This is a genomic window from Microcoleus sp. SVA1B4 (assembly GCF_036700545.1).
Classification (GTDB): Bacteria; Cyanobacteriota; Cyanobacteriia; order Cyanobacteriales; family Microcoleaceae; genus Microcoleus.
Genome location: NZ_JAUBPB010000008.1, coordinates 118,853 through 142,431, shown reverse-complemented (window position 1 = coordinate 142,431; position 23,579 = coordinate 118,853). Strand labels below are relative to the sequence as shown.

26 protein-coding genes are annotated in these 23,579 nt (G+C 46.6%); 14 read left to right on the top strand and 12 right to left on the bottom strand.

Translation table 11 applies throughout. The annotated features are described in order from the left end of the window. Positions 1 to 471 precede the first annotated feature (471 nt). Entirely contained in the window at positions 472 to 846 is a 375-nt protein-coding gene (gene ebsA, locus QT987_RS06495; protein WP_190737140.1) for a type IV pilus biogenesis protein EbsA, read from the bottom strand. 383 nt (positions 847 to 1,229) lie between these two features. Between ebsA and QT987_RS06490 the strand changes: the two genes are divergently transcribed. The 3 genes from QT987_RS06490 (at position 1,230) to QT987_RS06480 (ending at position 5,297) form a co-directional block, all read left to right on the top strand. After that, on the top strand, positions 1,230 to 2,747 hold the full coding sequence (locus tag QT987_RS06490) for a glycosyltransferase family 2 protein (RefSeq protein WP_333238320.1): 1,518 nt from the start codon (positions 1,230 to 1,232) through the stop codon (positions 2,745 to 2,747). Between the two features lie 337 nt (positions 2,748 to 3,084). Further along, complete coding sequence (locus tag QT987_RS06485; protein WP_333238318.1) at positions 3,085 to 4,314, top strand: succinate--CoA ligase subunit beta; 1,230 nt, start codon at positions 3,085 to 3,087, stop codon at positions 4,312 to 4,314. Positions 4,315 to 4,400: 86 nt separating this feature from the next. Next, complete coding sequence (locus tag QT987_RS06480; protein WP_333228717.1) at positions 4,401 to 5,297, top strand: CoA-binding protein; 897 nt, start codon at positions 4,401 to 4,403, stop codon at positions 5,295 to 5,297. A 236-nt stretch (positions 5,298 to 5,533) separates the two neighbouring features. On the opposite strand, the gene QT987_RS06475 is transcribed toward QT987_RS06480, so the two are convergent. Beyond that, positions 5,534 to 6,235, bottom strand: coding sequence for an alpha/beta hydrolase (locus QT987_RS06475; RefSeq protein WP_333238316.1), 702 nt, complete (start codon positions 6,233 to 6,235; stop codon positions 5,534 to 5,536). A 412-nt stretch (positions 6,236 to 6,647) separates the two neighbouring features. Between QT987_RS06475 and hpsL the strand changes: the two genes are divergently transcribed. Continuing rightward, positions 6,648 to 8,312 carry a hormogonium polysaccharide biosynthesis protein HpsL gene (hpsL, locus tag QT987_RS06470; RefSeq protein ID WP_333238314.1) on the top strand — a complete coding sequence of 555 codons (1,665 nt, stop codon included), beginning with the start codon at positions 6,648 to 6,650 and terminating at the stop codon, positions 8,310 to 8,312. A gap of 141 nt (positions 8,313 to 8,453) precedes the next feature. Here hpsL and QT987_RS06465 read toward each other — a convergent pair whose 3' ends face one another. The 4 genes from QT987_RS06465 to QT987_RS06450 all read right to left on the bottom strand — a co-directional run bounded on the left by QT987_RS06465 (position 8,454) and on the right by QT987_RS06450 (position 11,897). Next, entirely contained in the window at positions 8,454 to 9,830 is a 1,377-nt protein-coding gene (locus QT987_RS06465; protein ID WP_333238312.1) for a DPP IV N-terminal domain-containing protein, read from the bottom strand. 68 nt (positions 9,831 to 9,898) lie between these two features. Continuing rightward, entirely contained in the window at positions 9,899 to 10,345 is a 447-nt protein-coding gene (locus tag QT987_RS06460) for a hypothetical protein (protein WP_333238310.1), read from the bottom strand. After that, positions 10,342 to 11,214, bottom strand: a complete 873-nt coding sequence (locus QT987_RS06455) for a ParA family protein (RefSeq protein WP_172192852.1) — start codon at positions 11,212 to 11,214, stop codon at positions 10,342 to 10,344. The genes QT987_RS06460 and QT987_RS06455 overlap by 4 nt, the downstream gene beginning before the upstream one ends. A gap of 137 nt (positions 11,215 to 11,351) precedes the next feature. Next, complete coding sequence (locus QT987_RS06450; protein ID WP_333238308.1) at positions 11,352 to 11,897, bottom strand: hypothetical protein; 546 nt, start codon at positions 11,895 to 11,897, stop codon at positions 11,352 to 11,354. Between the two features lie 173 nt (positions 11,898 to 12,070). Between QT987_RS06450 and QT987_RS06445 the strand changes: the two genes are divergently transcribed. After that, a complete protein-coding gene (locus QT987_RS06445) occupies positions 12,071 to 13,210 on the top strand; it encodes a tetratricopeptide repeat protein (protein ID WP_333238306.1) in 1,140 nt (379 codons plus the stop codon). A gap of 65 nt (positions 13,211 to 13,275) precedes the next feature. Here the strand turns inward: QT987_RS06445 and QT987_RS06440 are convergent, their stop codons facing one another. The 4 genes from QT987_RS06440 to QT987_RS06425 form a co-directional block, all read right to left on the bottom strand. After that, the gene (locus QT987_RS06440; protein WP_333238304.1) at positions 13,276 to 13,542 is read right to left on the bottom strand and encodes a Txe/YoeB family addiction module toxin; all 267 of its coding nucleotides are present in this window, start codon (positions 13,540 to 13,542) and stop codon (positions 13,276 to 13,278) included. Then, entirely contained in the window at positions 13,542 to 13,763 is a 222-nt protein-coding gene (locus tag QT987_RS06435; RefSeq protein ID WP_333238302.1) for a hypothetical protein, read from the bottom strand. Before QT987_RS06435 ends, QT987_RS06440 begins: the two co-directional genes overlap by 1 nt. Before the next feature lie 105 nt (positions 13,764 to 13,868). After that, a complete protein-coding gene (gene typA / locus QT987_RS06430) occupies positions 13,869 to 15,659 on the bottom strand; it encodes a translational GTPase TypA (protein WP_333238300.1) in 1,791 nt (596 codons plus the stop codon). Between the two features lie 40 nt (positions 15,660 to 15,699). Continuing rightward, positions 15,700 to 15,918 (bottom strand): hypothetical protein, encoded by a 219-nt coding sequence (locus QT987_RS06425; protein ID WP_333238298.1) that lies wholly within the window; start codon positions 15,916 to 15,918, stop codon positions 15,700 to 15,702. Between the two features lie 14 nt (positions 15,919 to 15,932). Here QT987_RS06425 and QT987_RS06420 point away from each other — a divergent pair, with 14 nt between their 5' ends. From QT987_RS06420 to QT987_RS06405, 4 genes are all read left to right on the top strand, one after another. Then, positions 15,933 to 16,259, top strand: a complete 327-nt coding sequence (locus QT987_RS06420) for a type II toxin-antitoxin system RelE/ParE family toxin (protein WP_333238296.1) — start codon at positions 15,933 to 15,935, stop codon at positions 16,257 to 16,259. A 10-nt stretch (positions 16,260 to 16,269) separates the two neighbouring features. Continuing rightward, positions 16,270 to 16,638, top strand: coding sequence for a transcriptional regulator (locus tag QT987_RS06415; protein WP_333238294.1), 369 nt, complete (start codon positions 16,270 to 16,272; stop codon positions 16,636 to 16,638). 216 nt (positions 16,639 to 16,854) lie between these two features. After that, a protein-coding gene (locus tag QT987_RS06410; protein WP_333058678.1) for an ISKra4 family transposase occupies positions 16,855 to 17,918 on the top strand; the annotation gives its coding sequence in 2 pieces (ribosomal slippage) (positions 16,855 to 17,008 and positions 17,008 to 17,918; 1,065 coding nt in all). Continuing rightward, positions 17,860 to 18,678, top strand: coding sequence for a GUN4 domain-containing protein (locus QT987_RS06405; protein ID WP_333238292.1), 819 nt, complete (start codon positions 17,860 to 17,862; stop codon positions 18,676 to 18,678). The genes QT987_RS06410 and QT987_RS06405 overlap by 59 nt, the downstream gene beginning before the upstream one ends. Here QT987_RS06405 and QT987_RS06400 read toward each other — a convergent pair. Continuing rightward, positions 18,596 to 19,036, bottom strand: coding sequence for a hypothetical protein (locus tag QT987_RS06400; protein WP_333238290.1), 441 nt, complete (start codon positions 19,034 to 19,036; stop codon positions 18,596 to 18,598). The genes QT987_RS06405 and QT987_RS06400 overlap by 83 nt on opposite strands. A 237-nt stretch (positions 19,037 to 19,273) precedes the next feature. On the opposite strand from QT987_RS06400, the gene QT987_RS06395 reads away from it, so the two are divergent. From QT987_RS06395 to QT987_RS06375, 5 genes are all read left to right on the top strand, one after another. Continuing rightward, the gene (locus tag QT987_RS06395; protein WP_333209017.1) at positions 19,274 to 19,486 is read left to right on the top strand and encodes a helix-turn-helix transcriptional regulator; all 213 of its coding nucleotides are present in this window, start codon (positions 19,274 to 19,276) and stop codon (positions 19,484 to 19,486) included. A 75-nt stretch (positions 19,487 to 19,561) separates the two neighbouring features. Further along, a complete protein-coding gene (locus QT987_RS06390) occupies positions 19,562 to 19,786 on the top strand; it encodes a helix-turn-helix transcriptional regulator (RefSeq protein ID WP_333209019.1) in 225 nt (74 codons plus the stop codon). Positions 19,787 to 20,011: 225 nt separating this feature from the next. Next, positions 20,012 to 20,839: a M15 family metallopeptidase gene (locus QT987_RS06385; protein ID WP_333055441.1), complete on the top strand. Its 828-nt coding sequence runs from the start codon at positions 20,012 to 20,014 to the stop codon at positions 20,837 to 20,839. 216 nt (positions 20,840 to 21,055) lie between these two features. Next, complete coding sequence (gene coaD, locus QT987_RS06380) at positions 21,056 to 21,634, top strand: pantetheine-phosphate adenylyltransferase (protein WP_333055440.1); 579 nt, start codon at positions 21,056 to 21,058, stop codon at positions 21,632 to 21,634. Then, complete coding sequence (locus tag QT987_RS06375; RefSeq protein ID WP_333055439.1) at positions 21,517 to 22,203, top strand: DivIVA domain-containing protein; 687 nt, start codon at positions 21,517 to 21,519, stop codon at positions 22,201 to 22,203. The genes coaD and QT987_RS06375 overlap by 118 nt, the downstream gene beginning before the upstream one ends. 624 nt (positions 22,204 to 22,827) lie before the next feature. Here the strand turns inward: QT987_RS06375 and QT987_RS06370 are convergent. After that, entirely contained in the window at positions 22,828 to 23,559 is a 732-nt protein-coding gene (locus QT987_RS06370) for a TIGR04283 family arsenosugar biosynthesis glycosyltransferase (RefSeq protein ID WP_333238287.1), read from the bottom strand. Between the last annotated feature and the right edge of the window lie 20 nt (positions 23,560 to 23,579).

The following is a 23,579-nucleotide window of genomic DNA, read 5'->3' as shown; positions in this document are numbered from 1 at the left end:
TACTCGCACAGCACCCATGTCCGAAATAGACTTTTGGACTTTTACCAGAACAAAGTACAGTAGTTTTCAATTGGATGAAATACAGGTAGCGAACTCTGTATCACGCTCAACTGAAAACTGCGGTAGATTTACTTTAGCAATGGGGATAAGTGCTGACCCCCAAAGGGATTATTGAGAACGATCCAACAACTCACTTACTATTTCCGCTTCTCAAATAAAACTGGCTCCCCAATCATGTAATGTTGCCGTCGTGGCTTTACACTATTGGTGGGTCAGTTATAGCGCCCGTCAATCGATTTGAGATTTGAGATTTGAGATTTGAGATTGAAGAAAGCAAGCCCACTGATAAATCCGGGGGCTGGCGATCGGGATTCGGAGCTTTTTTCTCACTCCCCGAATCAATCCGGGGGCCCCGGATTAAATTGCTTGATTGTCAATTGCGGACTTTCGGGAGTGCGGATGCGGTGAAAGTTATTCATCCATTCGCATCAGCTTGCGGTAAAACGTTTTAGAAAAATCGACGGTACGAGTTCGCTGAAAAGTCAGGAGAACCTCAATTAAGCAACTAACAAACTCAGAGCTTTGCATAGTCACTTCGTAGCTGAGTTCAGCATTGCCGTCAAACAACACCCGACAGCGGGTTAAGTCGATCGGCAGCGACGAGATATTCCAACTAGCGACAAACGGCACGCTCTCCCCGCCGTCAATTTTTCTTGCTCCCTCCAAGGTTTTGAGCTTGTAGAGGCCAATAGCGTGCGGTAAAAACTTACGCCTGGGCTCTTGACAGAAAGGCGCGTAGACTTTCACTTCTTTGTCATCGGCTGGCTTGAGTTGAGGAATAGACATATTTCCACCTCAGACAATTATTACTAACAGATAGTTTAGATCCCCTGAAAAAACTAGCAGATATTCCAGGTCGATCGCAAGCAAAAGTCAGTCGATTTTAGATTTTAGATTTTAGATTTTAGATTTACAGCACAAAAGATGAATCTGCCAGCAAGAAGGGGAGTTTAAAATTTGGGGTGGCGAACAACTGAAGTCTGGAGGCTTGTATCCATTTGCGGGTAAAGTCAAATACTTTATGCAGTTCCGGTTTACCAGGGCCGTACCAGCAACAGGTTCTCCTGCGGTGCCCTGCAAGCGCCTGCTTTCAACAAAAGTCCAGAAACTGATACAGTAGATGCTTATATCTAAAATCAAAAACTATTGGTGGTTGAATCAAGTAACCTATGCAGGAGAGTTCTTGGCCAGAAAACGACGCTCGCAGCGAGCTTAACTTGGACATCTCTGATTTAGCTCAAGAAGAGCTCAAGAGTTTGACCTCGAACTCGAAGCTGAGCAAAGTATTTGCTATATCAGACATTGGCGACAGGGTGTTTGACGCGGAAACAAAAGCAGAGCTCCCGGTGGCGGTGTCTGTGCCGGGAACTCCCTCCTTTCCTCAAAATCTGTACCGGGGAAGGCGCGGAAAAGCTGCCGCAGTGCTGGCTGCGATTTGGGCCGGCACGATCGCCCTGCACTTGATTTCTTGGGGTGCGTGGGTAGTGTGGGGGTTGACGGGACTGCTGTGGATGCAAGCATTTCGAGTTTTGTTTGCCCAGCCCAAGCCCGCACTGCCGCCTCTTGCCGATGAAAGTCGAGAGGATTGGCCCTATGTGTCGCTGCTGGTAGCGGCGAAAAATGAGGAAGCGGTGATTGCCCGATTCGTAGAATCCATCTGCAATGTAGATTATCCGATCGACCGCTACGAAGTGTGGGCGATCGACGATCACAGCAGCGACACCACGCCGCTAGTATTGGAACAGCTAACCAAAAAGTACCCCCAGCTCAAAGTATTTCGCCGAGGAGCAAATGCCAGCGGCGGCAAGTCGGGAGCACTGAATCAAGTGTTACCGCTGACTCGCGGGGAATTTGTGGGAATATTTGACGCCGACGCGACGGTAACGCCAGACTTACTGCGCCGCGTGCTGCCGGTGTTCGATCAAGAAAAAGTAGGGGCTGTGCAAGTCAGGAAAGCCATCGCCAATGCTGCGGTAAATTTTTGGACTCGTGGCCAAGAAGCAGAAATGGCTCTAGACAGTTTTTTCCAGCAGCAGCGGATTGCGATCGGTGGCATTGGAGAATTGCGCGGTAACGGCCAATTCATGCGTCGCACCGCCTTGGAAAGCTGCGGAGGCTGGAACGAGGAGACGATTACCGACGACCTGGATTTGACGGTGAGGCTGCACCTAGACCGCTGGGACATTGAATTTCTCGCTTTCCCAGCCGTGTCAGAAGAAGGAGTCACTAACGCTCGCGCTCTGTGGCACCAGCGCAATCGCTGGGCAGAAGGTGGCTATCAGCGTTATCTTGACTACTGGCGGCTAATTTTGCGGAACCGCATGGGAACTGGGAAAACTTGGGATTTATTTGGATTTTGGGTATCTCAATATTTCTTACCCACAGTAGCCCTACCCGACTTTGTGATGTCAATTGCGCTGCGCCGGATGCCGATCGCCAGTCCCATAACTTTTATGACCCTTACATTGTCCGTGGTGGGAATGTTTGTCGGTTTGCGCCGCACTCGCAAAGAGACCAAATTTGACGTAAGGCGAGTTTTTCTCACCTGGCTGCAAACGCTGCGGGGTACTGTGTATATGTTCCACTGGCTGCTGGTAGGGACTGTAACGGCTCGGATTGCGGTACGGCCCAAGCGGCTCAAATGGGTCAAAACCGTCCATCAAGGCGCTGTTAATAGCCTCAAGTAAACAATTCGCAGAAATATCTCGGCACAGTATGGCCGAAAGTCCGAAGATTTTGCGAGACAAAAAAACACCAACGCTCGCCAAATATCTCCCTGCCATATCCACCAATAAAATTTGGCAATTCCGAGAAAAAAACACTTTGAAACAGCTTAGGTAATAGGTAATCGGCGAGCGGTGATAGCGAATAAGTAATGGGCAATACAAAAGTCGAAAATTAAAAGATAAAAGCGATAATTTTTAACTTTTAACTTGACAAAAAACCAATTACTATCTATTAATTATGAATTGCCAATTAGGACGAATTGCTTGTTGCCAACTACCCGTCACCCGTAATTGATAAATGGATTTGTTAGAGTACCAAGCTAAATCTTTATTTCGCCAGATGGCAATTCCGATTTTGCCGTCGCAGCGGATTGACAATCCCGCCGACCTCAAAGGACTGAAAATTCCTTACCCCGTTGTACTCAAATCGCAAGTGCGGGCTGGGGGACGGGGCAGGGCCGGCGGTATCAAGTTTGTAGAAAATACGATCGATGCAGTAGCAGCAGCCCAAACAATTTTTAATTTGCCGATCGAGGATGAATATCCCCAAGTCCTGCTGGCAGAAGCAAAGTACAACGCCGACCAAGAATTGTACTTAGCGGTACTCCTAGACCCCGTAGCGCGACGCCCGGTGCTTCTGGGGTCGAGCCAAGGAGGTATGGATGTCGAAGGGTCGATCGACCAAATGCAGCAAGTTGCCGTAGATCAAGAATTTTCGCCATTCTATGCGAGGCGTCTCACGCTGAAAATGGGATTGCAGGGAGACTTGATTCAATCGGTGAGCACTATTGTCGAAAAAATGTACCGACTGTTTGTCGAAAAAGATTTAGACCTAGTAGAAATCAATCCTCTCGGCATCAGTCCAAGGGGAGAGGTAATGGCTTTAGACGGTAAAGTCACCGCCAACGACGATGCCTTGGGACGACATCCAGATTTGGCAGCACTCTCGGAGAAGAAGCTCTTGGGCGGGTTGGCACGGGAAAGAAGAAGTCCCCATGCTGGGGGCGATCGCTCCCATTCCCAGTCCAAGGTTCAGCAGTCGCCGGAGTTTGACCCCAAATCTAAATCCCCAATCTCGAATTCCGAATCCCTGCAATTAATCGAACTAGACGGGAATATTGCGATTTTGTGCAACGGAGTGGGCCTGACAATGGCAACTCTAGATGCTGTAACCCACCAAGGAGGAAAACCCGCTAATTTTGTGAATATTGGTTCCCTAGACCGCTACTATGCAGCAAATGCCCTGCGCGATCGCGTGGAGTTGGGTCTGGAGTTAGTCGCTCAGGATAAAAGCGTTAAGGTGATACTTGTAAATATTTTGGGCAGCGCCTCCAAGACCGAGGAAATAATCGCTGCAGTAGCCGGCTATTTGGAACGGAAAGCTCGCGCTAACCGCCACATCCAAGTTGTGCTGCGACTGGTAGAGATCGATGCTGATGCTGTTAAAAAGCGTTTGGGACAGTTGCCGGTGCAGCTAGCTAGCACTTTGGATGAGGCCGCTGCCGCTTCTGTATCCTCCGTCAAGTAGCGGCAGTCGATCGGCAAAAAACGAGATTTCTCTACAACAGATGAAGGCCTTCTGCTTTTTACAGATCGAGTGTCAAGTGGGAAAAAATGAATTTAACTCCTGAAAGCAAAGTCCTAGTACAAGGCATTACAGAATCTCCCGCGTCCACCCGCGCCGCCCTGATGATGAAAGCATACGGCACGAATGTAGTCGCCGGTGTTAGTCCCGGTCGGGGGGGGCTGGAAGTGGAGGGAATTCCGATTTTTGATTTGGTAGAACAAGCAGTGGCTGCAGTGGGTCACGTTGACACTGCGGTAATTTTGGTAGACGCTTACTCAGTGCTGGATGCGGCTTTAGAAGCGATCGCCGGAGGAATTCGGCAAATCGCGATCGTCACAGGGGGAGTGCCTCCTCTGGATATGGTGCACTTAGTCAGAAAAGCAGAAGCCACCGAAACTTTGGTAATCGGGCCCAACAGTCCGGGGATTATTGTGCCCGACAAACTGCTGCTGGGAACTCACCCCAAGGAATTTTACACTCCCGGCCCGGTGGGAGTGATCAGTCGCAGCAGCACTTTGACTTACGAAGTTGCCCTAGAACTGACGGAGGCTGGGTTGGGACAGTCGATGGCGGTTTGTATTGGTTGCGACGCGATTGTCGGTTCTTCTTTTATGCAGTGGCTGCAAATTTTGGACGAAGACGACAGTACGGAAGCGATAGTTTTGGTGGGGGAAGTTGGCGGGTGGAGTGAACAAGCTGCAGCTTCTTACATCGCCTCGGCGATCGACAAACCCGTGGTTGCTTATCTAGCCGGCCGCTACGCTCCCAAGGGGCCGTCTTTGGGCCACGCCGGCATCCTGATCAGTTCTCGCGCGGCTGCCCAGAAAGCCTTTGGAGTTTCGGCCCCAAACAAAATGGCTGCCTTTGAAGAGGCGGACATACCTGTGGCGGCTCGACCTTCCGAGATTCCTAAGTTGCTCAAAAAATTGCTCAAGAAAAATTGATTGCTTTGGGAGTTTCTACACAAGTCCTAACCCTCTTGGGGGTTGGGATCAGGGTAGGGCGGGGGCGGGTTTGGTCTCATATCATTTCCGGTTAAACCGGAATGATGGTTGACTGTTGACTGTTGACTGTTGACTCGATTTTATGATTCTGATGCAACCGGAAACGATATCAAAAGTGTCTGCAGAATGCCACAACAGCCGCTTCAACCCGCCTTTAGCACAAATTTATGATTTTTTTACCAAAGCCCTCTGACCGGCCTCACAGGCTGCGGTGCTGGTGCTGGCAAGGGGGTGGCGCGGCGCGGCGCTGGAGGCGGAGTTGTTGGCGGAACGCTGGGGCGAGGTTCGATCGGACTTTCGGTGGGATTTGTTTCAGTTGTGCGAGTTGTCGATCGCGTCACATCTTCAAGCAGGCTTCGCAGAGTTCCAGCTATACTCTGAACTTTCCCAACAGCGGTGCGAAGGCTGGCAACATCTACGTAAACCTCCTTGAGAGGATACTTTTTCAGGATTTCTAGCAGCGATACCTTACCGTCATCCCCGGATGCCAGGATCACCGCTGCCCGCAAAGCTTTCCCGCTTTCTGTGCGGCGCTGAGTCCGAATTGCTTGACCGATGTCGTCAGTGATCTTTTCTCCTGGGGTGCTGTAAACTACCCTCGCCAGATTAGCAGGCTTTAAACCAATTTCTAAACCCATGAACCCCCGCAGTAATTGCGCGTCCATTTTGGAGAACCGGATAATTTGTTGGAGGGTTGGCGTCGTCGTGCCGTTTTTAGCAAATTCTTCTAAGTCGCTGACATTGATGGCTTGTCTGATCGGGCCAAATGTGAGGACTACTTTTTCGGCCCCTAATGCTCTACTGCTGCTAGATAATATGCTCCCGCTTGCTCCTAAAACTAGGGCAATGCCGATCGATACAAATTTTGTTAATTTCATATTCACCGCAACATTAAAATTATTTTTTCGAGATTTGTACATTTTTGTACATTGTACAGTATAGATGCAGCAGTTATATTCTACAAGGTCGCCAGTCTAATTTATGCCCGCGTCACACCGACAATCTCGACCGAGACTTTTTCTTATCTTGACTTTAAGAATAAGTAAGGATAGTCAATTAAATAATTTCCCTTTTTTCTTGTGGGATGGGCCTAAGAGCCCGCCCAGAAAGGACGGGCTCTTAGGCCCATCCCACAACAGTCATGAAAAGTGGATTTTATTTAATTCTCATCCCTAACCATATCTGCCGACCTATTTTTGATTCTCTTCATTCTGCCTTCTACCTTTTACATCAGAGTGCCTTCTACATCAGAGTGCCTTCAGCCTTCTACATAAGTGCCTTTTAGAAATTATGTTGAAAACCAAGCGCAAATCCAAGAAATCCAAACACAAGCACAGCGAAAAAACCACAGCGCTCAGCAAAAAAGAAGTAACTGCACAAAAACGCAAAATTTCCCAAAAGCGCAATGAAGTGGTGCAGGCGATCGCCATAAGCTGCTTAATCACCTTTGCTCTCAGCATTCCCCTGTTTTTCGTAGCCGGCCCTAAGATTGCTATTGGAGGAGGCGCAGCCGCAGCCATCTTGCTGCTTTCCTACAAATACCCCCGTCAAGCTTTGTGGACTTTTCTAATTTACCTGCCTTTCAGTGGTACAATTACCTACGCAATTGGCGGCGGCAATCCTGCATTTCAAGTAGCCAAAGATGCTTTCTACATACCAGCTCTCATCGCCCTAATTCAAAGCTGCAAAAATAAACAGTTGCCCCTGTTCATTCCCAAACAAATGCTTTCTACCTTCAGCATCCTGTTGATGATGGCAATGCTGACTTTAATTTTTGTCAACGGGGAGATGCAGCTCAACCCTAGGGGCGGCGACAAACCAATTCTGCAAGGAATTCTCGGCTTAAAAGTATTGATAGGTTACATACCGCTGATTGCTTGTACCTATTATCTGCTCCGCACTAAGAAGGATTTGGTGTTTTTTAGTCGAATGCACATCGTTTTGGCGATCGTTTGCTGCCTTCTCGGTTTGATTCAGTACCTGTTGCTGCAAAGTGGAAAGTGTGCGGGAACCAGAGGCATGATCGGAGCAGAATTATATAAAGCAACGTTGGAAGCTAGATGTTTTGTCGGCGGTTCCTTGGTGTTCAGTCCAGAAGTCAAGTTTGTCCGCTTGCCGGGAACTTTTGTCGCGCCTTGGCAGTGGGCGTGGTTTTTAATTTCTAATGCTTTTTTAACCTTTGCCTCTGCCTTTTGCGACCCTTCCTTCTGGTGGCGAGTTATCGGTTTATTTGGCATGGCATTAGTATTTGCCAATGCAGTTATTTCCGGTCAAAGAGCTGCTTTAGTTATGGTTCCCGTTGCTACAGCAATCCTGCTAGTTCTCACCGGTCAATTAGTTAATTTAAAACGATTTATTCCCATCGGTGCTGGACTGGCGATTCTGCTGTTTGTCGGTGCAGCTATTAACCCGGGAATTATCGAGCAGCGGTGGGAGAGTTTTGTTAGTCGCTGGAATGCTGCACCGCCCCAGCAGTTTCTCTTTAATCAGTTCGAGCAGAGCAACAATTTTATCATTGATAGACCTCTGGGTAGAGGTGTGGGACGAGCAACTAATTCAACGCGAATATTTGGTGCCACGCAGCTAATTGAAACTTTTCAACCTAAGTTGATATACGAACTCGGTTATCCGGGAATGATTAGTTTTCAGATGATGCTTTTACACTTAGCTTTTCTAACTTTTAGAGCTTACCGATCTGTCAAGGACAAAAGTTTGCGGAGTTACGGAGCTAGTTTTTGGGTGTTTGTTGCATTTATTACGATCAATACTCAATACTATCCGCTGGATGTAGATCCAGTGTCGGTGTATTATTGGGTTTTAGCTGGAGCGATTTTAAAGTTGCCCAAAATTGATAAACAGGTACAGGATGAAAAACAGCAGGAAGTTGAGTCAAATGAATTGCAAGTTCACCAGCCATTAAAGGAGAAAAAAATTCTTTCATCTTCCCCAATTTGAGAATTTTTCTGAGTGTTGAGTTTGGTGGATTTTTTCTTGTTAAGTAACCCGCTTTCGCTGCGGGGGAATGCCAATATAGCCCGCCCTGCTGGGTTTATCTGTGATCAAACCCACCCCTACAGCATATTGTGGCTCTTAAGTTTACTGCGGTTGCCAAACCGGATTGCCAGGATACAAATCTTTGTCGTTTGTCAATTTAGTCAATCCTGAACCGTCCAGATTAATTACATACAACTTGCTTTTTTTGCCTTCGGTTTCATTATATATAAAAGCAATTTGATTGCTGTCATAATACCAAGCTAATTCTGAAATTTGTGACGGTTTTAGCCTGGTAGCTAGTTGATTTAGCTGGTTGCCGTCAGCATTGATTGTGTAGAGTTTTTGATTGTTGAACTCTCCGGCGACGAAAGCAATAAATTTGCCATCCGGCGACCACGAAATTTCGTCGTAGTTTCTGGGTTTTTGGGTGAGGTTCTTGGCTGTCCCCCGGTTAATGTCGAGCAGGTAAATATCTTGCTGTTCGCCTGCTGAATCGCCTGGTTTATTGTAATAGTAAGCAATGCGGCTGCTGTCTGGCGACCAAAATAATTTGACGTTGTAAACCTGATGTTGCGGGTTGTTTGTCAAATTTTTGAGGTTGGTTCCATCGGCATTAATGGTGTAAATTTGCTGTTTCGGATAAGCGCCGAACAGGAAAGCTATTTTTGTGCGATCGGGCGACCAAACAAGTTGACTGCCGCCAGATATATATTCGCCGGGACTTTTAGTTAGTTTGGTCATTCCCGAACCGTCAGCATTCATTTTGTAGATATTTTTATCCTTGACAAATGCTACCTGCTGGCCGTCCGGTGAAAGGTAAAATTTTGATGAAATTTCTGTTTTAGGCGGATATCCTCCTACTTCCAAATTCCTAACTAATTTAGTTCCTAGGATGCCAGAAGTGTCGCTTGTATAAAGTGATTGACTGCCGGGAGTATCAGAGGTAAAACCGTTGCAATAACGGGCAAAAAGAAGTTTCTGGCTGTTGGAAAACCAAGCTATTTCAAAATTAGCTGCTTTGCAAGCATCCCCAGCAAACTGTTTAGTTAGTCGAGAACCATCAGCGTTGACTGTATAGATGTCGCTGTATCCGCCAACGAAAGCCAGTCGCTTGCCGTTGGGCGACCACACTAGGGGAGGGCTAACATCTATATTGGGTGTAAGTTCGCGGCGACCGGAACTGGTAGCATTGAGGGCAAATAAACTGTTTCTGGGCTCGCTGCCCCGCATCTGGAGGGCGGTAAACGCTAGTATCCTTGGTTTTTGGGCTGCGGTTGGGGGAGGGCTGTGAAGGCTCAAAAACAAGCTGATTAAGAGTGTTAGGGAGATAAGGGCGATCGAACTTATCGGCCATAATTTATGGAAGGTGAAAAGTTGCATAATTTGCAACAAGCTTTTCAGGGGCGGCCAAGATTCCCAACCCCTACTCCCCACACTCAACTGAAAATCTTGTGGAACAAGCTTTTGTGGAACGGGCATCTTGCCTGTTCCATATCGCAGAGGGAAATGCAAGTTAAAACGCATTTTATCGATTCCTCTGCTAATTTTCAAAGTGTTTGTCGGTCTATATGCCGCGACAGCCTCAAACTCTGTTTAATTCTGCCAATAATTAGCTCAAACATTTTTTTGCGGGACGGATTCTTGCTGCTGGGTGGCATCCCTAACTCGCAACACATTAAGTTCAAGTCAGTTGCACTCATTGCCAACAACTTTTGCCTCACCTCTTCTTCATTACCCTTCTTAGCTTGTAAACGAAGTTCTTCATAAACTTCTAGAACATTGGTCGCCGATAAATTAGCAGGTTTATTAACATCAGCACCCCTAGGGATATCCGAAGCTTTTGAGCCAGCAGAAATCACACCCCGTTTGACTTGAGTCTCAAGCCGGGTTAATTTTCGAGCAACGTCCCGCAAGATTTCCTTAAGTTCGCCAATTTCCTCAACCAACCCCCCGCTTTCTTGTTCGGAAGCAGCCAAACTTTCTTTTTTACTCATTTCAGATACTCCTCACACTCGCGCCATAGTTTTTCAAATTCTCTAACTAATTCTCGCGGCAGTTCTCCCTCATTAATCGCCCGTTTTAGCCCGACGCTTTCCCGAATCGTCGATTCTAAAAATCTAACTTCTATGTTATTATCTTTTGATATCTCATCGCAAAGTCTCTTTACTTCTCTCATGTAAAACTGAACTTCATTTGTCAGCAATCCTCCATAGGTTTTAGCTTTATTCATAAAGACTGCTATCTTGGGAAACGGATAAGGCTCAATCCGTTTCTGAAGCGAGTTTAAAACTAAACTTAATCCCCTAGAACCAAAATAATCGGGATTGACGGGAATCAATATTAAGTCGCAGCAAGAGAGTACGCTGTAGGTGAGGAGACTGAAGGAAGGCGAACAGTCAAAAAGCATTAAGTCGTATTTGGGGAGATTGGCAGAGTTGGCGATTTTACCGATGAATCGGCGGATGAAGTCTTTAACACTTTTTCCCTCAAAGCCATCGATATCCAACCAATACAATTCTTCAACTGAAGGGACAAAATGCAACTGTTCGTCAATCTGATAAATGGTGTCGAAACCAACGGGAAATTTAAAATTCTGTCCGGCTTTTTTAAAGACTTCTAGAGCGTCGTAAATTGTAAGTCTATGCTTGAGAGATTGTTCGTACCACTTACCAAACTTATCATCTAAATGACCTGTGTTTTCGTTAAGTCCGATCGCCTCTGTGAGCGACATTTGCGGATCTAAGTCTAACATCAAGACTTCTAAGTCGGTTCCTTGGGATATAATATTTCCCAGACTCCAAGTGACGGTAGTCTTCCCGACACCGCCTTTGAAGTTGATTACGGCTATTGATTTAGGACTCATGGCTGGCTTTGTTTGGATTTTGCTCAATTTTTTATTAAAACATAACGATCGCCCAATTAGCGTTTGCTAAGTATTATTACTCGAATAATGGCGATCGCCTACTCAAGGCGATCGCCAGATTAACAGCGAGTCTCTTTTTAGAAAAGAACGTCAGGAAACTTGAAAACGTGACTAGCAATATTCCGCACCTTTGCTAATGGAACAGGTAATCCAGTTACACTGTAGCCTCGATTTGGTACTACTTTCTGCGAGAGTTCTGGCTGTTGCTGCAAAACTAACAACCTGAATTTACCCGGTTCGACGACCAATATCTCCTGTTGAGGAATGAAAAATATCCAGAGATCGGCTTTAGAAGTCAATCCCCAACAGGGACGGTTGCGATCGTCAAAAGTTTCAAAAAACAAGTTTCCAGTTTGCTTGGCTTTTATATCAGTCTTGTACTCAGCAGTTGCAGTTGAACCGTTTGGGCGAATTAGTACGCGGTCAATACCTGCTTTCTGATACTGCGGCAAATCTGAGACATCCTCAATGCGATAGCCATGAATCTGCAACCACTGATCTACGATCGCCTCTCCTGCTTTTCCTACTTTCTTTTGAGTTTGGAAGTCGTATTCCTGTTTTTGGGAAAGCGGGGGTAGTGGCTGGGAGAATTTGGCTTCGTTGTGCTGATTATTGTTGTACATGATTAATTCCGTCAGCTAAGTTTTGAGTAGTGAATCACTACATCCCTAGCTTCGAGGGTTGGTGTCTGAGATTGTGACCGAGTAAACTATCGGATGTGTCTGACTTTCTGTCTGAGTTTGTGCCTGACTTTCCTTCGTTCAGTTACAATAGCCATAAGTGTTGGAGTCAGGCTATGGCGAAAAGAGGAATAAAGGCATCTCCAGAAGGCATCGAAAAGGCCGAACAAGCTTTAGTCAGAAATAGTTTAAATAAGAAGGCTTTAGCGCGAGAGTTAGGAATAGTTCGCTCAACTGTTAGTCGTTTTTTTAAACCTGTACCAGTTGAGCGCTTAAATTTTGAAGAGATTTGTACAAGGCTAGGGCTAGATTGGAGAGATATTATTGCTAATCCGCTCACTGAAACTGAGACAGAGGAAAAAGAACAGAGTAACCCTCATTTTCAAGATTCTGAACCTGAGCAAATTGAGGAAGTGCTGGACAACTTTTGTGACGAGGTTGTGGTCGAGAGGGTGCGATCGCACTCTCCGCTCTGTGCTGAGGATTACGATAAACTGGGAATAAACAAGGCTAAGGAAAGAGATTTTGAGGGAGCAATTGAAAATTTCTGTCGAGCAATTAAGCTCAATCCTGATTATGCAAATGCCTACAATAACCGGGCTCTTATTCGTGCTGAACTAGGGGACTATCCAGGAGCAATTGAAGATTACACAGAGGCGATATTGCTCAATCCTAAGTGTTCAGATTTTCACAGAAACCGCGGTATTATTTCTTGTGAATTAGGTGATCACCGAGGAGCACAGGCAGATCACAGCCGAGCAATTCAACTAAATCCTAACAATGATCAAGCCTACAATAGCCGAGGTTTTGCTCGTTTACAAATGGGGGATGTGCCAGGGGCACTTAAAGATTTCACCCAAGCAATTGAACTAAATCCTGATTATGCCCTTGCTTGGAATAATAGAGGTGATGTCTACTTCTTGGAACTAGACGATCTGCAAAAAGCACTTGATGATTACACCCAGTCAGCTTGGCTGAACCCCCATAATGAAAAAACCTTCTACAACATGGGGGTTATTCACTTTAGGTTGGGGGAAAAAAAGAAAGCGTTTGAGGATTACACTCAGGCAATTCAGCTTGAAGGGAAATTTGCTGAAGCTTATCACAACCGAGGCATTGTCTACGGTCAGTTGGGAAATTACGAAAAAGCAGCTCTGGATCTTCACCACGCTAAAAATTTATATCATGTACAGGAAAAAGAAGAAAATTATCAAGAGGTACTTGATCTAATAGAAGAACTTCAGGAAGAATATTGAGAGCGATCGCATTTAGTAAAGGGATAAAAAGAGCGATCGCTACATTGCTTAAAGCTTCAAATATACTATTCACTGTAATGATTCTTACAAGCTGCGATCGCAATTTCTTCATCGGTAGCTTGGTAAACCAAACGATGTTCGTTATCAATGCGCCTGGACCAAAAACCACTTAACTCGTATTTCAGAGGTTCAGGTTTGCCCAATCCTTCAAAGGGCGATCGATCTATATCTTTAATCAATTCTACAATTTTGCGATAAATCTTTTTGTCTAATTTTGCCCATTCATTAAAATCTGCAAAAGCCGAAGATTCAAAAATAATTCTTCTACTCATTACAAATCCTGTAAATCGACTTCAACTAAATTTTGTCTGTCTTTAACATTTTCAATAGCTTTCAACAGTTTGGTTTTATTGACTTCCGATTTCAAAAGATATTCGGTTTCATCGCATTCTGAGACAATTATTTCAATCTCTTTATCTCCAAAAATCGCTTTAATTTGTTCTAAAAAGTTACGATCTAGTTCACTGGCTTTTAAACGATAAACTGTTGACATCGTTTTTACCTATTTTTGATTTCTATAAAAATTAATATTGTCTTTAAATACAGTAGTTTGAAGTTGACACTAAGGGCTAGCAATTTTGCCAGCCCTTAATTTGTTTTAGCGTTTGACCAACTTCTTAGAAACCTTCCGCAAGCGAATTGATTGTGGTGTTACTTCCACCAATTCATCCTGGCCGATGTACTCCAAAGCACGTTCCAAACTCATATCGACTGGTGCTTGCAATTGCGCCAATTCTTCACCGCCAGATGCGCGGTGGTTTGTCAACTGCTTCGACTTGCAAATATTCAGCTCCATGTCGTCATCTCGGTTGTTTTCTCCGATAATCATCCCTCTGTAAACCTTGGTTCCGGGGGTGATGAAAAATACGCCGCGGTCTTCAGCATTTTTCAGTGAATAAGTAGTTGCAACTCCTTCTTCAAAGGAAATCAATACTCCGTTGCGACGGGCGACAATTTCTCCACCGAGGGGGCGATAGTCGAGGAAGCTGTGGTTCATAATTCCAGCGCCGCGAGTCAAGCGCATGAACTCGCCTCGGAATCCAATCAAACCGCGAGCGGGGACTGAAAATTCGATTTGGGTGCGACCGGTGCTGCTGACGTGCATATCTTGCATTTCTGCTTTCCGCTGACCGAGGCGTTCTATGCAGCCGCCGACTGCTTCTTCGGGTACGTCTAACACCAAACATTCAAAGGGTTCGCAGGGACGACCGCCGACTTCGCGGAAGATTACTTGGGGCTGGGATACTTGGAATTCGTATCCTTCGCGACGCATATTTTCGATCAGGATTCCGAGGTGGAGTTCGCCGCGACCCGATACGAGGAATTTGTCGGGAGATTCGGTTTCTTCGACGCGCAAGGCGACGTTGGTTTGGAGTTCTCGCATTAGCCGATCGCGAATTTGACGCGATGTTACCAAACTACCTTCTTGACCGCAGAACGGCGAATCGTTCACAGAGAAAGTCATCTGCAAAGTCGGTTCGTCTACCTTGATTAAAGGCAGCGCTTGCGGGTCGTTGGGGCAGGTAATTGTCTCGCCAATATACGCATCAGCAAAACCGGCAACGGCGACAAGATTACCAGCAGAAGATTCTGGGATATCAATCCGCTTCAGGCCTTCAAAGCCCATCAATTTGGTAATTTTTGATTTGACAAGCGCGCCGCTTTCTGTGATTAAGACTGCTTGTTGGCCGATTCTAATCGTGCCGTTGTGGATGCGGCCGATGACAATGCGACCGACGTATTCTGAGTAATCTAAGGTGGTTACTTGCAGTTGCAGCGGTTTGTTGGGGTCGCCTACGGGGGGCGGTACGTGGTCGAGGATTTCTTCAAACAGGGGCTTCATATCTACCCCTTCGTCTTCGAGGTGTTTTTTGGCGTAACCGGTTAAGCCGGAACCGAAGAGATAGGGAAATTCGCACTGATCGTCGTCAGCACCTAGTTCAAGGAACAGATCCAAAACTTTATCGACGGCTTTGTGGGGGTCGGCTCGATCGCGATCGATCTTATTCACAAAGACGATCGGGCGCAGTCCTTTTTCTAGAGCTTTTTTGAGCACGAAGCGGGTTTGCGGCATCGGGCCTTCGTTGGCGTCTACGATCAGCAGACAGCCGTCAACCATGCCGAGAACTCGTTCGACTTCTCCGCCGAAGTCCGCGTGTCCGGGGGTATCGACGATGTTGATCAGGGTTTCTCCGTACCTGACGGCGGTGTTTTTGGAAAGAATGGTAATGCCACGTTCGCGCTCGATGTCGTTGGAGTCCATGACGCAATCTGGGATTTCTTCCCCTTCGCGGAAGATCCCGGACTGTCTGAGGAGAGCGTCCACAAGGGTGGTTTTGCCGTGATCGACGTGAGCAATGATGGCGACGTTGCGAATGGGAAGACTCATAATGCGTCTGGAACGTTAAACGGATCTAACTAAAGATTTCTTAATAATTGTAGCGCATGAAGTCAAGGGCCGATCGAGCGCGGCTGTAAGATTGGAGTGCGATCGTCGCTAGAATCAAGATTATGGAAGCGCAACAAGCGTGAAATTGAGCGTTACACCACGCCTGACGGCAGAGTTTTTTTCGATCGGTGATTTTGAGTTGGCCCAGGTGAAGAAGGTTGGATAGGGGGCGATCGCCGATATTAAGATGAGGGTGCAAGTTCGATCGACTTTATGGAAGTACAACCCAGAGATATTCAGCGTTATACCACGCCAGACGGCAAAGTTCCTTTCTCCGAGTGGTTAGACTCCCTGCGGGATCTCAAGGCAAAATTTAAGATTGACCGGCGACTCGATCGAGTTGGGACTGGAAATTTCGGAGATTACCGCTCAGTCGGAGAAGGTGTCTATGAGTTGAGGATAAATTACGGCCCCGGCTATCGGGTCTATTTTGGACAAGTAGAAGAAACAATTGTACTTTTGTTGATAGGCGGGGATAAAAGCACTCAAGAGCAAGATATCCGCAAGGCTAAAACATACTGGACAGATTACAGGAGTTAAGACAATGACAATGCCTAAGAGCTTACCTTATCACCCCTATAAAATTTCAAATCTCAAAGATCCGGCATATTCTGCGGGCTATCTCACAGAGATTTTTGAGGAGGAAGAAGGCGATTTGGAATTAGGAATCATGCGAAAAGCACTTCGAGATGTATTTGAGGCTCTTGGGGAACCAAATATGTCTGCTGAAGATGCTAAATTGCATTTGGAAAAATTAGATGTTTTGTTTTCGGGAGAAGGAAGTGCGACAATTTATGCTTTGGCAAGTTGGCTAAATGCTTTGGGATTGAAGTTATCTGTTGTGGTTGATGAAGGGGATAAAGGGCAAGAGGAAGATTCTGTTGCTGCTGCTGAATTGGCGGAAGTTGGTAATATTTGATTTTGGTCGATCGAGCTTGCTTGAATGTCGTTTATCTTAGTCAGGTAGCAATTGATAGAGGGATTTATTCAATGATAAACAATGACAATTTGATTTCAGCAGTAGGAGTAGATTACAGCAATCGGGAGCATCCCGATTTTGTAAAAGTGCTATCCAGAGAGGATAATAGGTAGAGCGTCAACGGAAGCGTGAACTGCATTTGTAGGAGGAGTGGCTATGACCCCTGAACAGAAGGAGCGTTTAAAAGCTTGTGCTGCTGAGATTGCCGAGATTATGTACACAAATACTCCGGTCTCAGAATTATCAAGTCTGGAAACAATCGAAAAGCATATTCGAGAGCAATGGCTAGAATTAGTCGGGCCCGAGGTTGGTTTTTTTTTATCAAACAGGCAACAGGAACAGAATCAGGACGGTCTCGCACAGTAAAAAGTTGCATTGGTAAGCTAATAATTACTGAAAAACAAGCCGAAAAATTGGGAGTCAAAAAATCTACTCGTTTAGCTCCATTATTTGAAAAATGCTGCCTCCGTCAGGTGGCTAATCTCTCTTATGAGAAAGCTGAGAGTGAAATAGAAGCCCAGACGGGAGTGCATATAGGTCACACTTGTTTACACCGATTAGTGGAAAAGCAAGAATGGGCGTCCAGAATAGCTACTTCAGAGGTAAAGGAAACCAGTGTGGATGGGGGGAAAGTCCGTCTCAGAAAAGAAGAGGGAGAGGGCAGTCACTGGCTTGACTATAAGGCTGTGCGACTGCACGACAGTTATTACGGGGCATTTTTTCTTGACAATCAAGCGTTAATTAATTATGTGAACAGTCAGCCTTTATCAGAGGTACTAACCTGTTTGGGGGATGGTCATGATGGCATTTGGAATATTATTGTCCAGTTGAATCCTGACGGGGCGCGGCGGGAAATTTTAGATTGGTATCACTTAGTTGAAAATCTATGTAAGGTCGGTGGCTCGTTGAAGCGTCGGGCGCAGGGTAAGGAGTTTCTGTGGCAAGGACGAGTCGAGGAAACCATCAATTTATTTAAGTCTTGCCGTCAAAAACAAGCCCAGAACTTTTGTGCTTATTTGGAGAAGCATCGTCGGCGGATTGTTAACTACGAGCAATTGTCAACACAAAAGGTTTGCTCGATCGGTTCCGGAGCTGTAGAGTCGGCAGTAAAACAAATTGATAGAAGGTTGAAAATTTCAGGAGCGCAGTGGTTGATGAAAAATGTTAATCAAATGCTTAAGCTTCGGTGCGCCTACCTTAACGGATCAATATCCGTTTGATGATCAAAAGCGCAAAACCGGGATGCTCCCCAGCAATCTGCGGAATTTATTAGCTGCCCAAAAGTGGAAAGAAGCTGATGAGGAAACAGTTTACAAGCTGAAGGAAGTTTTAGGAAGAGAACATCCAGCAGACATCTTATTGGCAGACATCAAAGGCTTTTTCTGCGAAGACCTGCTTACCATAGACCAACTCTGGTTAAAGTACAGCAAAGGCCGTTTTGGTCTTAGTGTCCAGAAGCGGATTTGGGAGATTCTCTACAAAGATTGGAATATGTTGGGCGATCGCGTCGGATGGCGCGCGGACGGCAAATGGATGTACCGCGACGAGCTCACTTACAATTTAAATGCCCCCCCTGGACACCTCCCAGTTAATATATGGGGTCAGTTCGGGTTTTTCTCTAAGTCTAACGATCGCTGGACTGTTGGCGGCAACGAAATACCTTGGGTGTTTTGCTTAATAGGACGACCGCCCCATAGAGCGCAGCTTCTCTTTCAAAGGCTTGAGTATTGTAGTTTGTGCCAGACGGGAGCGCGATCTTCGGGGAGAGCGGGCTTTAAATTCATCATCAAATTAACCTTGAGTAAAAGCGATCGATTGCTTAACAAATTTGCCTCTGCAATCCGAGCGACTGTTATTTGCAACTCACAAAAAGTAGGGACAAAATCCGCTCATCTCCTCAAAAAGCGTGAATACACTCTTTCACCACACAATAAATATTCCGCAGCCCCTCTACCTGGAATTCTGACAACCCGTGCTTAATCTTACCTACCAACTTACCCCAGTTGTAGAGTTCTTCCACACCGCGAGACTGCCGAAATTTCCCCTCATAAAAATCTACCCAAAATATCGGTGCTCGGTGTTGGCTGCTTCTCCAGCGTTTCCGCCACCGAATGCAATCTTGCAGCGTCGGCGGTTCGACTCCTAAAATTGGTGGCATATCTCCGTAGCTGACAAACCGACTGATCCCAACTCCCACAACGTGGATGACGTAAGCCCAGCAGCGAATCTCGCGGATCTGTTCGGGCTTGACTTTCAAGACTTTGGCCACTGCTTCTTTGGTTACAAAGCGAGAGAGTGGATTTATTTGCTTGGCTTCTGAGTTTTGTTTTGGTATCATGGTTGGTGACTCGGTGACTCCGACTTGTTTGGGGTGACTGCGACTTGTTTGGGGTGAATCCGACTTGATTTGGGGTGAATCCTACTTTTTGTTGGTGAATCCTACTTTTTGTTGGTGAATTCCAATTTGTCGGTCATTTGAATAAATAGCTGTTCGCTCTTCAGTTTTCGAGGCCGGGGGGCGATCGCTATTTATGATGTAAATAGTTTAAGACCAATACTGGTCTATTGTCAATAAATGGGATTGATTAAGTTGCGGATTCGAGAGCTGGCTGCCGAGAAGGGTTGGACTTTGACAGAGGTTTCTGAGCGATCGGGAGTTCACTACAGCACGCTTAAGAATTATGCTCGTTCGCCCGGGTTAGCAACGGTTGACGTTACTCATTTGCAAAAATTAGCTCGAACTTTTGACCTGTTGATTGAAGACTTGTTTGAGGTCGTGGAAGAATAGGTTGGCACCGGCGTTTCCTCAGTCGGGGATTTAACGTTTATGTATATAAAACATTATAGGTGAGATTTCACCCTCATGTCAAGAGGCGAATTAATAAAATTGCGAATTAGAGAGTTGGCGGCTAGGGAAGGTTGGACGCTCAAAGAAGTAGCCGATCGCTCTGGAGTATCCTACAATACTGTTAAAAGTTATGCCCGATCGCCCGGTATGGCAATGGCTGACATCGGTGCTCTGCTAAAATTGGCGCGGACGTTTGATGTGTCGATCGAAGAATTGTTGGATTTTGTCGAACAACAGTAACAAATTACACTTAAAATAAACCAGCGCTACCAGCGCCAACCAGTGCGACATCGCAGGGACGATCGACTGTGGGCCCAAGCAACAGATGCGAGAGTTGGCGGATGGGACGGGGCGAAGTGTGAAAGAGATGATATATTCTCAGCGGCAATTGTAGCTGTTCGATCGCCCATATCGATCTACAATTTGTAACGTTGAGCCTTATTGAAGTGCAGGAGTGGAGCTGGCTTGGATAACGCTAGTCTGTCAAGAAAACCCCCGCAAGCCTCGGAGCTTGTCGCCGACGAAATTCCAGAAGCAGTGCGAGATCACCCATACCCAGAAGCAGGGCAGAGTCAGTCTAAGAAAAAAGGGCTGATTTGGAAACTGCTAGGGTTGGCCGCCTTAGCCTTTGGGGTCAGCATCTGGCTGCACCTCAACTTTAACTTGTTCCCAGCCACCAGTCAGGCAGAGCAAACTCAACAAGACTCAGCGCCCACCAGTTCCGCGTCTCCGTCTGTCCCGAGTCCAGCTACCACCCCAAAAGTCCCCGCACTCCCAGAAAACCTGCTGGGACACTTGCCGTACCCAGAAGCACCAGCCAAAGACTTGGTAAGCGTCACCTCCGACGGTAGCGTCAAACTCCGCACCTCAGCAGCAGCAAAATATCAGGAAATGGTCAACGCCGCCGCAGCATCAGGCATCTATTTCGCTCCCATATCCGGCTTTCGCTCGCTGCAAGACCAACAGCACGTATTTTTTGATGTGAAAGCCGAACGCAGGCAAAACGCCAGCAAGCGAGCCGAAGTCAGCGCCCCTCCAGGTTACAGCGAACACCACACCGGTTATGCGATCGACATCGGCGACGGCAGCGCCCCGGAACACAACCTCAGCCCCAGTTTTGAAAATACCGAAGCATTCAAGTGGTTAGAAGCCAACGCCGTCGCCTTCAGCTTTGAAATGTCCTTCCCCAGAAACAATCGCCAAGGCGTCAGTTACGAGCCTTGGCACTGGCGGTTTGTGGGCGACAAGCAAAGCCTCGAAACTTTCTACAAAGCTCATTCGATGAAAAAGTAGAAGGAAGAAGGAAGAAGGAAGTTCGGCAACGGATTCGCTTGCGCGAGATGTAACGGATGTAACGGATGTCCGTCAGAAGAAGGAAGAAGGAAGAAGGAAGAAGGAAGATTTTCCACATCTCCCACTGCCCCACTCTCCCACTGCCCCACTATCCTACTCTCCCATTCCCCTACTCCTCCACTCCTCCACTCCCCCCCACTCCGTTGAGCCAAACTCGTGATTGCAATCTATCCAGGCAGCTTTGACCCCATTACCTTCGGTCACGCAGACATTATCGAGCGGGGATCTAAACTGTTCGATCGGGTAATTGTTACCGTAGTCAGAAACCCCAGCAAAACCCCTCTCTTCACCGTAGAGGAACGGATCGAGCAGATCCGGCGCTCTACCCAACACTTGCCAAATGTAGAAGTAGACAGTTTTGAGGGTTTGACAGTAAACTATGCTAAGATTCGACAAGCCAAAGTGCTGCTGCGGGGGCTCCGGGTATTAACAGATTTTGAAATGGAACTCCAGATGGCCCACACCAATAAAACCCTTCTGGGTGAAATTGAAACAGTTTTTTTGGCAACTTCTAACGAGTACAGCTTTTTAAGTAGTAGTGTAGTTAAAGAAATAGCCAAGTTTGGTGGCTCCGTAGATCATCTTGTTCCGAAACACGTCGCCCTAGATATTTACAAATGTTACGCCAGCAGGAACCAACTCGCATCGAACCCGACATTACCGGACGCGGCACTGAGAACGAATCACCTCAGAACACAGCCACCTTCGGAGATCCCACCCGAACCGCAGGAGTAGACATCCAGCGGGAATTGAATCGGCTTGAGGAAATTGTTCTCGACAGCCCGCGAATTCCCATGACCAGACGCACTCTGGTGGATGAAGAACAGTTGCTCGATCAGTTAGACTTGGTGAGGCTAAATTTGCCGATCGCCTTTCAGGAAGCCGAGACGATCATCCGGCACAAGGACGACTTGCTTCAAGAGGCAGAACTTTACGCTCAGGAAGTGATAGAAGCAGCAGAACAGAGAGCGGCAGAAATTTTAAACGATATGGGCCTGCTCCAGCAGGCGAAGATAGAGGCAGATCAGTTGCGGCAGCAAGTTTTGCTCGACTGCGAGGCAATTCAGCAGGCGACGCTGGCGGAAGTCGAACAAATTCGCTACCAGGCTCAAGAGGAATTGGAAGAGATGAGAGTCAGGGCGATGGCTGAATGCGAGGAAATTCAAAACGGAGCCGATGATTATGCCGACCAAGTGCTCGATAATATCGAGCACAAGTTGAGCGATATGCTGCGCGTGATCCGCAACGGGCGCGATCAGTTGGATAGTGTTTCTGCGTCCCACATTCATCACAACAACGGTTAGCCCACAGTGAACTCATTGCTTGAACATTTCTAAAAGTCTACCTAATTTAGGTAGATTTTTTTTCGCAGTAGATTTTTTTTCGCAATAGTCTCTATAGCAATCCTCGCATAATTTGTGAATTTCTTACTCCCTCCCCGAAACCGCGGGGAGGGTTGGGATGGGGTAAAAAATTTACGACTCTTTTAGGATTGCTATATAGCACTCCTCGCATCATTTGCATAATTATTGTAGGGGCAATCCCACGCCCGGTTGCCCGATAGATAGGGGGTAGGCACTCTTAGGAATGAGAATTAAATAACTTCCACTCTTGAAAGTGGGATGGGCGGGACGCCCGTCCGTTTTGGACGGGCTCTTAGGCCCATCCCACAATAACAATTAAAATTGTAAGTTATTTAATTCGCGATCCTTAGCACTACCCCAACAAATTTATCTGAATCATTTAGGATTGCTATATGTGTTGTTAGTGTTTTATAAGTTTATTGACGCGGTAAATCCCCTGCTGAAGCTCGGCTTTTTAGTTACGGGGACTTTGTTAGGTTGTTGGGCGATTATTTACCTGTTGCAGAAAGTTTTGCCCAAAAATTACAGCCAGTACATTTTGGTAATTTAATCAAATTTTGTGTTTCAGCGGATGTCTTCATAAAACTGCTTGAGATACCTTGGGGAAACGCCAAAACCCCACAAAAGACCAATCGAAAGATAGATCGCAATAGCTTTTAATTCGCCCCAACTCGCAACTCGCCGATCGCTACTTTCCACTACCCGATTGACTAACTTAAGTCTCCCGCGTCGCACTAACTTCAAACACAAATCCGCTTCCTCCATAATTGGCAGCGCAGCATCGAAACCCTCGCATTCCCAAAAATCGGTACGGCGACAAAAAATAACTTGGTCGCCAAACAGCAGGCGCAATCCTTGGAAAAATAAATGAGGTCGAAATAACAGCGGCGCGTAATAAGTTTTCAGGTAATTGTGGAGGGAAAAACCCCATCTTGTTTGCTGCGAACCAGCCATCAGGGAGATAAACCCGCCGCCGGAAATTTCGGCATCGGACAATGTTTTCTGGATGACTGCTACAATGTCGTCGGGAACTAAAGTATCGGCGTGCAAAAAGCACAGAATTTCACCGGTGGCGACTTGAGCACCTAAGTTCATTTGCACGGAACGTCCGGCTGTACTGCTAGAAATAACGCGGGTGGCGGCGGAAAGTGCGATCGCCGTTGTGTCGTCTTGACTGCCGCCGTCTACCACCAACACTTCCCAAGCGGGAGGATTAAGGATGCTGAGTTGGCGGAGGGTGCGTTTCAGACAAGTCGCTTCGTTGAGGGCTGGGATGATAATAGAAACGCGATCCATCGGGTTGAAATTTATGCCAG